We start from the raw sequence: 10,074 nt of genomic DNA, 5'->3' as shown, positions 1-10,074 counted from the left end.
AACTCGACGCCGCCAATGCACTCCTCGCCGCCGAGCATTCCCACCACCAGGAACATCCGCCGCGCCGGCACCCCGAACCGGGCACTCAGCGAGCCCAGCAGCAGGCCGGTAAACATCAGGCCTGTGCCGATAAGAAGAAAGAGGTTCAGAGAGTCCAAGCCGAATCCATGCTAAGAGGCATCAAGGTTCTATAGTAGACTAGCTTACACGCAACGTGCTGCATGCTGCATGACAGAGGTTTTCATCTTTAGCCGTAGGCGTGAGACGAGCGGCGACCCATGACATCTACAACGCCGCTGTAGGAGTTCCTCTTGAGGGACGAATCCGAGCTTGGGCGAGGAGGCAGGCCATGCGGCTGCACCATAATTCTGGTGACGCCTGGTATTTCTGATCGCCCCCGGATCAAATCCGGGGCAGGCTCTGTGGTCAATTTCCACGCTGACGCGTGGTTCGTCCCTCAAGAGGAACTCCTACGGTGGCCTTGTGATAGATCGCGCCGCCAGCGACGCTCCTGCGGCAAGGTGGGTCGCGCGATGCTTGCAGCGTGAAGCATTGCCATTATACTAGCGCGCCTTTCTGGCTATATTTTGAACAGCAGACCCCTGCAAGGTAAGTGTGAGATGGATTTTTCCCAGCGATTTGGCGTGATAGTGATCGGCGGCGGCCATGCCGGCACCGAGGCGGCACTGGCATCCGCGCGTATGGGCGTCTCCACCCTGTTGCTGACTCACAATATCGAAACCCTGGGCCAGATGAGCTGCAACCCGGCCATCGGCGGCATTGGCAAGAGCCACCTGGTGCGGGAAATCGATGCCCTGGGCGGCGCCATGGCGCGCGCCACCGATCAAGGGGGCATCCAGTTCCGCGTGCTCAACGCCCGCAAGGGCCCGGCAGTGCGGGCCACCCGTGCCCAGGCGGATCGAGTCCGTTACAAGGCTGCCATCCGCGCCACCCTGGAAAACCAGCCCAACCTGACCCTGTTCCAGCAGGCCGTGGACGACCTGATCGTGGACAATGGCCGCTGTGTGGGGGTGGTCACCAATATGGGGCTGCGTTTTGTGGCCGACGCGGTGGTGCTCACCGCCGGCACCTTCCTGGGCGGCGTCATTCATATCGGCCTGGATAACCACCAGGGTGGCCGCGCTGGCGATCAGCCCTCCAATGCCCTGGCCCGCCGTCTGCGCGAGCTGCCGTTCCGGGTGGATCGTCTGAAAACCGGCACTCCGCCGCGCATCGACGGCAAGACCGTGGACTTTTCCGTGATGCAGGAGCAGTGGGGCGACAGCCCGCTGCCGGTAATGAGCTACCTGGGCAAGGTGGAAGAGCACCCGCAGCAGGTGTGCTGCTACATCACCCACACCAATGCCCAGACCCACGACATCATCCGCAGCGGTTTTGACCGCAGCCCCATGTTCACCGGGGTTATCGACGGGGTCGGGCCGCGCTATTGCCCGTCCATCGAGGACAAGGTAAACCGCTACCCGGACAAGGACAGCCACCAGATCTTTGTGGAGCCGGAAGGGCTGGATACCCACGAGCTTTATCCCAACGGCATTTCCACCAGCCTGCCGTTCGACGTGCAGCTACAGGCGGTGCGCTCCATCCGTGGTTTCGAGAATGCCCATATCACCCGGCCGGGCTACGCCATCGAATACGACTATTTCAATCCCCAGGATCTCAAGCACAGCCTGGAGACCAAGCACATGCCGGGCCTGTTCTTCGCCGGCCAGATCAATGGCACCACCGGCTACGAAGAAGCCGGTGCCCAGGGGTTGCTGGCGGGCCTGAACGCGGCGCTGTTGAGCCAGGACAAAGACGCCTGGACGCCCCGTCGCGACGAGGCCTACATCGGCGTGCTGGTGGATGATCTGATCACCATGGGCACCCAGGAGCCCTACCGCATGTTCACCAGCCGCGCCGAATACCGCTTGCTGCTGCGTGAGGACAATGCCGACCTGCGCCTCACCGAAAAGGGCCGTGAACTGGGCCTGGTGGACGATGAGCGCTGGGCTGCCTTCAATGCCAAGCGCGAGGGCATGGTCAAAGAAGAGCAGCGTCTGAAAAGCACCTGGGTGCAGCCGAAAACGCCCCAGGCCGAGGCGGTGAATACCCTGATCGAGAAGCCGTTGACCCACGAATACAGCCTGCTGGATTTGCTCAAGCGCCCGGAGCTGAGCTACGCCACCCTGGCGGACGCGGTGGCGCTGGACGACCGTCCGGACGCGGCGGTGATCGAGCAGATGGAAATCCTCGCCAAGTATGCCGGCTACATCGACCGTCAGAACGACGAGATCGCCAAGCTGCGGGCGGCGGAAACCACCCGGCTGCCGGAAGACTTCGATTATGGTCAGGTGAAAGGTCTGTCCAACGAGGTGAAGCAGAAGCTGGGGGATATCCGCCCCGAGACCCTGGGTCAGGCGGGCCGGATTCCCGGGGTGACCCCGGCGGCTATTTCCCTGCTGATGATCTATCTGAAGAAACATCAGCATCAGCAGAAGGCGGCCCAGCAGGCATGAGCCTTTCTACAACGTTATCCGACACCTTGGCCCGGGGCGTAGACGCCCTGGGCCTGTCCCTCAGTGATGACCAGCAGCGCCAGTTGCTGGCGTACGTGGACCTGCTGGTGAAGTGGAACCAGGCCTACAATCTCACCGCCATTCGCGATCCGGCGGAGATGGTCACTCGCCATCTGCTCGATTCCCTGGCGGTGCTGCCTTACGTGGCCGACACCGACACCCTGGACGTGGGCACCGGTGCCGGCATTCCGGGGATTATTCTGGCGGTGTCGCGGCCGGATCAGGCCTTTGCCCTGCTGGATTCCAACGGCAAGAAAACCCGCTTCGTACGCCAGGCCCGCCGTGAGCTGGGGCTGGATAACGTGGAGGTTGTGCACGCCCGCGTGGAACAGTACGGTAAGAGCCCATCACAGATAATTTGCCGTGCCTTTGCCTCCTTGTCGGACATGCTGGCACTCATGGCGCCGATAATTACCGATAATACCCGGGTACTGGCCATGAAAGCGGCCAGCACAGAGCGGGAATTGGCGACCATGCCGCCGCACTGGCAAGGCAACCACCATAGTCTGAACATTCCCGGGCTCGATGAGCCCAGGACACTGGTGGTGGTACAACAGCGCAGCGATTGAAGGCCACCGGCGTGGCCTCCATAAGGAGACAGCAGTGACCACCGTATTTGCCGTAGCGAACCAGAAAGGCGGCGTGGGGAAGACCACCAGCAGTGTGAACCTGGCGGCGTCGCTGGCAGCCACCCGCAAGAAAGTGTTGCTGGTGGATATCGACCCCCAGGGCAATGCCACCACCGGCTCCGGGGTAGACAAGTTCGAAACGGATTACACCATCTACGATGTGCTCTGCGATGACGTGCCCATCGAGCAGGCGGTGACCGGTACGCCGGAAGAGTCCGGCTTTGCCCTGATCGCCGCCAACGGCGATCTGACCGCCGCCGAAGTCCAGATGCTGGACCTGAAATCCAAGGAATTCCGCCTGCGTAATGCGCTGGCGCGGATCCGTGACGACTACGATTACATCCTCATCGATTGCCCGCCGTCCCTGAACATGCTCACCGTGAATGCGTTGACGGCGGCGGATTCGGTGATCGTGCCGATCCAGTGCGAGTACTACGCCCTGGAAGGTCTGACCGCGCTGATGAATACCATCGAAAAGATCCGCTCGGTCCTCAATCCCAAGCTGCACATCGGCGGCCTGCTGCGCACCATGTACGACCCGCGCAACAGCCTGTCCAACGATGTGTCCAACCAGTTGATCAGCCACTTCGGCGACAAGGTGTATCGCACCATCATTCCGCGTAACGTGCGGCTGGCGGAAGCGCCCAGCCACGGCGCGCCGGTGATCACCTACGATCCGAAATCCCGCGGTGCGGTCAGCTATCTGGCATTGGCCGGTGAGATCCTGCGTCGTGAGCAGGCGCTCAAGGCCCAGCCTGCAGCAGCTTCATAAGGAACGAAACATCATGGCGGCAAAGCGTAAACGCGGTCTCAGCAAGGGCCTGGATGCCCTGCTCAGCAGCAGCGAATCCTACCAGCAGCACCAGGACGAAGTACGAATCCAGCAGCAGGAGGAAGATCGGGTCAGCGGTGTGGAGTATCCCCCCCGTGACGGCGAGCTGCGCCACCTGCCGGTGGACTGCATGGAACGCGGTCGTTACCAGCCGCGCCGTGACATGTCCCCGGATGCTCTGGAAGAGCTGGCCGAGTCCATCCGCGCTCAGGGGGTCATGCAGCCCATCGTGGTGCGTCCCCTCGGCGAAAAGCGCTACGAGATCATTGCCGGTGAACGCCGCTGGCGTGCCGCCAAGATGGCCGAGCTGGACACCATTCCGGCGGTAATCCGCGAGGTGCCCGACGAAGCCGCCATCGCCATGGCGCTGATCGAGAACATCCAGCGGGAAAACCTCAACCCCATGGAAGAGGCTATTGCCCTGGGCCGCCTGAAGGAAGAATTCGGCCTTACCCACCAGCAGGTGGCCGACGCGGTGGGCAAATCCCGCGCCATGGTCACCAACCTGCTGCGCCTGATGAGCCTGGAATCCGACGTCAAAAAGCTCCTCGAGCACGGCGACCTGGAAATGGGCCATGCCCGCGCGCTGCTGGCGCTGACCGGCAACAAACAGGTGGAAGCGGCCCGCACCGTGGTGGCCAAAGGGCTGTCCGTGCGCCAGACCGAAGAGCTGGTCCGTGATTTCGAAAAAGCAAAACCCGCCAAACCGGCACCGCCCAAGGAAGACCCCAACGTGAAAGCTCTGATCGGCGACTTGTCCGATCGTCTGGGGGCACCGGTGCAGATCCAGCAGGGCCAGGGCAACAAGGGCAAGCTGGTGATCAGTTATAACAGCCTGGATGAACTGGACGGCATCCTGGCGCACATCAAGTAACACGTCCGGCGTAGGATCCATGGAGGGTGTAGTGGGGCGGTTTCTTTACCGGGCCGAGGCCGACGGTAAACCGGTTTCCGGTATTCAGGATGCGCACAGCGCCGCAGAGGCGCTGACCTTGCTCAAGGAGCAGGGTCTGCAGTCCGTGCGTCTGCAGAACGATGCCATGAGCGCCGCCATGCCCCTGGATACCGGCGGCCTGGCGGATCGGGACTACGCCGCACTACGCCACTACTTCCAGGCCCGTCACGGGCTGCGCCCCTTTCTGTTGATGCTGCTCAAGCAAACCTGGCTGCTCTGGCTGTTGGCCGTGCCCGGGGCGGCGCTGCTTTGGCTGGCCGGCTATCGACTCTGGGCCGGTCTGTTGTTGCTGGTGCCCCTGCTGGCGGCAGCCATCGCCCTGTGGAAATACCGCGACGCCCGGGATTTTGATGCCATGTTGTCCGCTATCGCCTTGGGCCACTGGCAAAAAGCTACCTCCCTGGGTGACCGCCTGAGTCGCCGTATCCGTGATGAATCCGTGGCCATGGAATTAACGGTGCATCGCGCCTGTGTGCAGGCGAGGGTCGGGGATACCGACGAAGCCCTCGCCACCCTCGCTCCCTGGCAACCGGTCATGGATATGCTGATGCCGGGCATGTATGCCGCGCAGCAGGCGCGGGTCTACCTGGCGGCCCGTGAGCATGAGGCCCAGCTATGCTGCCATCGCGAGGCCGTGGCGGCCTCGCAGCAAGATCCCAGTCAGACCCTGGACTATGCCCTCATGGAAGCCCGCTACGGGTCCGCGGCCCGGGCCCATTGCCTGCTGCTGGAGGTGGACCCGGCGCTGCTGCCGGAATATGGCGATGCCTTTGTGCCCTGGGTGGAAGGCATTGTGGCATTACGCCAGGGGCGCAATGAGCAAGCGGCTTCACACCTGCGCGAGGCCCTTGACCGGCTGGAAGCGCTGGCCGGCAATCCGGCGGTGTGGTGCACGCTGGCCATGGTCGCCGGAGATGCCGCTCGCGTCCTGCTGCGGCTTGGGCAGACCGATGAGGCGACAGCCATGGTGGAAGCCATCTGGCCGGTGCTGGCGGTTCATGGGGACCGGGATCAGCTTGCCGCGTTGGCGCCGATTTTGCCCGCCAATCCATAGCGTATGGTGTTTGCGGATGGGTAAACAAAAAAATTTCAATGTTTACGCGTTTTCATGAATCAGGTTCATAATGGGCGTGGCCCCGGTCTCACCACTTTTACCGTCCGCAATTGGTCTTACATTGACTAACAATCCGCCCTGCACGGTTGCCAGTAGCGTGCCAACTCCATATACTTCGCCGCGCTAAAGATCAGGGGTGCCATGACCTTGCGCCTGGTGCGGCATCGACTTGCATCGGCCCAGAGGCTTTACGGTGACCAGCAACGAATTTCAGCCCAGCAGAACCTTGTTCTGGGGCTTAATGCGCGCCCAGCTTGTAACGCTGGTGCTATTCGCGCTGCTGGTAACCACCCTGGCCGGTACATTGGCCGGTCTGGTAGCGGCCTGGGGAGGCACTATCAGCCTGATCGCATACGCCTGGGGCGGCTTTCAGTTATGGATGCACCCTGGCAACCGCGCACCGAAACGCATGGCGACTGCGGCGATTCGGGCAGAGATGGGCAAGATCGCAATTATGTTGTTGCTGTTTTGGCTTACCTTCTCCAAGGTCCCTGAAGCGCGGGAAATGAAAATCGCAATGGTTCTGCTGCTGGGTTTCATGCTGACCCAGATTGTGGGCTGGGTTCAGGTGGCACGCCTGGACGGGCAAACGGCAGCAGAACAAGACAGTCAAGACGACTGAGACGGTAGGCATCGGCTCTCTAACAGAGGTTTGACATGGCAGCGAACTCCGCCGGCGAGTATATCAAGCACCACCTGGGTAATCTGACCTATGGCAAACTGCCCGAAGGGTATGTCCGTGAATGCCATGGTCATGCGGAGACGCTGACCGAGACTACCTGGACCTTCGCCTGTAACGGTAACGAAGCCAAAGATATGGGCTTTGCCGCCTTTCACGTGGACTCTCTGGTGTGGTCTGGTGGCCTGGGCATTATCATGTGCCTGCTTTTCTGGCTGGGCGCTCGCAAGGCCACTGCCGGCATTCCTTCCGGCTTCCTTAATTTTGTTGAAATCATTATCGAGTTTATTGATACCCAGGTTCGCGACTCTTTCCATGGCAAGAGCAAGCTGATCGCCCCGTTGTCGCTGGTGATCTTCTGCTGGGTGTTCATGATGAACCTGATGGATTTGGTCCCTGTGGACTTTATCCCGAAGACATTTGAGTGGGTAATGGTGAGCTTCTTCGGCTGGAGCGCTCATGAAGCCTACTTCAAGATTGTACCGACCACCGATCCGAACATTACTCTTGCCATGTCGTTTAGCGTAATGTTCCTGATCATCTTCCTCACCATCAAAACCAAAGGTGTGGGCGGATTTATCGGTACTCTGGCGCTACATCCTTTCGAATCCGGCAACCCGGTGGTCAAAGCACTTCTGATCCCGGTGAACCTGCTGCTGGAAACCATTGCTCTGCTGGCGAAGCCGGTATCTCTGGGCCTGCGACTGTTCGGTAACATGTACGCGGGTGAGTTTGTGTTTATTCTGCTGGCAGCCATGATGGGCACCTGGCAGTTCGTAGGTGCCTGGCCCTGGGCGGTATTCCATATTCTGGTAATCACCCTGCAGGCATTTATCTTCATGGTTCTGACCATCGTGTATCTGAGCATGGCGGTCGAAGAGCACTAAGTTTTTTTAAACCGGTTTTTAATTAAACCAACCAAGCACTTAACGGGAGTGTAAAGATGGAAGGCATTCAATTTCTTGCTGCTGCTATCGTAGCTGGCCTGGCGGCCATCGGCGCAGGTCTGGGCTTCGGCATGATGGGTGGTCGTTTCCTCGAGTCTGTGGCTCGTCAGCCTGAACTGGCTCCGATGCTGCAAACTCGCATGTTCATCATCGCCGGTCTGCTGGATGCTGTGCCGATTATCTGTATCGCCATCGCGTTCCTGCTGATTTTCCAGTAAATCGCGCTTTACTTTTTAAGCCCCGATTTTGGGAAATCTAAGCAACGCGGATTGAGGTGTTGGCATGAATATTAATGCGACACTAATTGGCCAGGCCATTTGGTTTGCCCTGTTTGTGTTCTTCTGCATGAAGTTCGTTTGGCCTCCGATTTCTCGGGCGCTCGAGGAACGAAAGCAGAAGATTGCCGAGGGCCTGAGTGCCGCGGATCGGGCAGAGCGTGATCTGGAACTGGCGCAGGAAAAGGCGACCGCCAATCTCAAAGAAGCGAAAGAGAAGGCGGCCGAAATTATTGATCAGGCCAATCGCCGGGCTAATCAGATTGTGGAAGAGGCTAAAGATGCCGCGCGCACCGAAGGTGAGCGTCTGGTAGCCAAAGCCCACTCTGAGATTGACCAAGAGGTTAATCAGGCTCGTGAGCAACTGCGCAAAGAAGTGTCGGCCCTGGCGCTGAGCGGTGCCGAGAAGGTACTGGCTGGCGAAGTAAACCAGGACGCGCACAAGCAGATGCTTGAGCAGCTGGCGGCTGAACTCTGAGACTACGGGTAACCCATGGCTGAACTGACCACCATCGCACGCCCCTACGCCAAGGCCGCCTTTGTTTTTGCAAAGGAACAAGGCGACCTGGGTAAGTGGGAAAAGATGCTGGGCTTGGCAGCGGCAGTGGCAGGTGATGCCACCATGCGTGCCTACCTTGACCAGCCGGAACTGGATGACGCTGCCAAGGTTTCTGCTTTTGCAGAAGTCTGTGGCGATGAACTTGACGAAAGTGGCTGCAACTTTGTTGCCCAGCTGGCGCAAAACAAGCGCCTGCCGCTTTTGCCGATCATCCTGCAACTGTTCCACGAGCTTCTGGCCCAGGAGCAGCGGTTCACCGATGTGGAGTTGATCTCCGCATTCGATCTGGACGACGCTGCAACCGAGAAGCTGGTAACAGCGCTGAAGAAACGCCTTGGCACTGACGTGAATGTCACCACGTCCGTGGACCAATCTTTGATTGGAGGCGTGCTGGTGCGAGCCGGCGATACCGTAATTGATGGCAGTGTGCGCGGCCGACTGAATCGTCTGGCAGAGCAACTGAACTCTTGAGTTTGAGGGATTAGAGATGCAGCAACTCAACCCGTCCGAAATCAGCGAGATTATCAAATCGCGCATCGCGAAACTTGATACCTCCACCGAAGCACGCAACGAGGGTACGGTGGTATCCGTATCCGATGGTATCGTGCGTATTCATGGTCTGGCCGACGTGATGTTCGGCGAGATGATCGAGTTTGAGGGCGGCATCTTCGGCATGGCCCTTAACCTGGAGCAAGACTCTGTGGGTGCCGTGGTCCTGGGTGATTACCTGGGTCTGGCCGAAGGTCAGAAGGTACGTTGTACCGGCCGCATCCTGGAAGTCCCGACTGGCCCCGAACTGCTGGGTCGTGTGGTGGACTCCCTGGGTAACCCGATCGACGGCAAAGGCCCGATCGATGCCAAGCAGACCGACGCAGTTGAAAAGGTAGCGCCTGGCGTTATCTGGCGTCGTGAGGTTAACGAGCCTGTCCAGACCGGTTACAAGTCCATTGATGCCATGGTGCCGATCGGCCGTGGTCAGCGTGAGCTGATCATTGGTGACCGTCAGATTGGTAAGACCGCGGTAGCGGTTGATGCGATCATCAACCAGAAAGACTCCGGCATTAAGTGTGTCTACGTTGCCATCGGCCAGAAGCAGTCCACCATTGCTAACGTGGTGCGCAAGCTGGAAGAGCACGGCGCGATGGACAACACCATCATCGTTGCGGCCTCCGCTTCCGATCCCGCTTCCATGCAGTTCCTGGCACCGTTTGCCGGTTGCACCATGGGCGAGTACTTCCGTGATCGCGGCGAAGATGCACTGATTGTTTATGATGATCTGACCAAGCAAGCCTGGGCATATCGTCAGATTTCCCTGCTGCTGCGTCGTCCTCCGGGTCGTGAAGCTTATCCTGGTGACGTGTTCTACCTGCACTCCCGTCTGCTGGAACGCGCCGCTAAGGTAAACGAAGATTACGTTGAGCAGTTCACCAACGGTGAAGTGAAAGGCAAAACCGGTTCTCTGACCGCACTGCCGATCATCGAAACCCAGGGTGGTGACGTTTCCGCTT

The 10,074-nt window shown here is 59.6% G+C and carries 11 protein-coding genes; all 11 read left to right on the top strand.

Going from position 1 to position 10,074, the window contains the following annotated elements:
- Positions 1 to 620: 620 nt before the first annotated feature.
- Entirely contained in the window at positions 621 to 2,516 is a 1,896-nt protein-coding gene (mnmG, locus tag ACFE0K_RS16275; RefSeq protein ID WP_434537062.1) for a tRNA uridine-5-carboxymethylaminomethyl(34) synthesis enzyme MnmG, read from the top strand.
- Positions 2,513 to 3,145: a 16S rRNA (guanine(527)-N(7))-methyltransferase RsmG gene (rsmG, locus tag ACFE0K_RS16270; protein WP_434537061.1), complete on the top strand. Its 633-nt coding sequence runs from the start codon at positions 2,513 to 2,515 to the stop codon at positions 3,143 to 3,145. The genes mnmG and rsmG overlap by 4 nt, the downstream gene beginning before the upstream one ends.
- 34 nt (positions 3,146 to 3,179) lie before the next feature.
- Positions 3,180 to 3,977: a ParA family protein gene (locus ACFE0K_RS16265; RefSeq protein ID WP_297767740.1), complete on the top strand. Its 798-nt coding sequence runs from the start codon at positions 3,180 to 3,182 to the stop codon at positions 3,975 to 3,977.
- 13 nt (positions 3,978 to 3,990) lie between these two features.
- Complete coding sequence (locus ACFE0K_RS16260) at positions 3,991 to 4,911, top strand: ParB/RepB/Spo0J family partition protein (protein WP_434537060.1); 921 nt, start codon at positions 3,991 to 3,993, stop codon at positions 4,909 to 4,911.
- A 31-nt stretch (positions 4,912 to 4,942) separates the two neighbouring features.
- On the top strand, positions 4,943 to 6,046 hold the full coding sequence (locus tag ACFE0K_RS16255) for a hypothetical protein (RefSeq protein WP_434537059.1): 1,104 nt from the start codon (positions 4,943 to 4,945) through the stop codon (positions 6,044 to 6,046).
- Positions 6,047 to 6,299: 253 nt separating this feature from the next.
- Positions 6,300 to 6,728 carry an ATP synthase subunit I gene (locus ACFE0K_RS16250; RefSeq protein ID WP_434537058.1) on the top strand — a complete coding sequence of 143 codons (429 nt, stop codon included), beginning with the start codon at positions 6,300 to 6,302 and terminating at the stop codon, positions 6,726 to 6,728.
- 35 nt (positions 6,729 to 6,763) lie between these two features.
- Positions 6,764 to 7,672 carry a F0F1 ATP synthase subunit A gene (gene atpB, locus ACFE0K_RS16245; protein WP_434537057.1) on the top strand — a complete coding sequence of 303 codons (909 nt, stop codon included), beginning with the start codon at positions 6,764 to 6,766 and terminating at the stop codon, positions 7,670 to 7,672.
- Between the two features lie 56 nt (positions 7,673 to 7,728).
- Complete coding sequence (atpE, locus tag ACFE0K_RS16240) at positions 7,729 to 7,950, top strand: F0F1 ATP synthase subunit C (RefSeq protein ID WP_007151035.1); 222 nt, start codon at positions 7,729 to 7,731, stop codon at positions 7,948 to 7,950.
- Between the two features lie 64 nt (positions 7,951 to 8,014).
- Positions 8,015 to 8,485, top strand: a complete 471-nt coding sequence (locus tag ACFE0K_RS16235) for a F0F1 ATP synthase subunit B (protein ID WP_434537056.1) — start codon at positions 8,015 to 8,017, stop codon at positions 8,483 to 8,485.
- Between the two features lie 15 nt (positions 8,486 to 8,500).
- Positions 8,501 to 9,037 (top strand): F0F1 ATP synthase subunit delta, encoded by a 537-nt coding sequence (locus tag ACFE0K_RS16230; RefSeq protein WP_272962999.1) that lies wholly within the window; start codon positions 8,501 to 8,503, stop codon positions 9,035 to 9,037.
- A 16-nt stretch (positions 9,038 to 9,053) separates the two neighbouring features.
- On the top strand, positions 9,054 to 10,074 hold a 1,021-nt coding region (gene atpA / locus ACFE0K_RS16225), incomplete at its 3' end, for a F0F1 ATP synthase subunit alpha (protein WP_434537055.1).

The organism is Alcanivorax sp. (assembly GCF_051117345.1).
Classification (GTDB): Bacteria; Pseudomonadota; Gammaproteobacteria; order Pseudomonadales; family Alcanivoracaceae; genus Alcanivorax.
The sequence above is the reverse complement of the archived record's forward strand: the minus strand, read 5'-3'. Positions and strand labels throughout refer to the sequence as shown.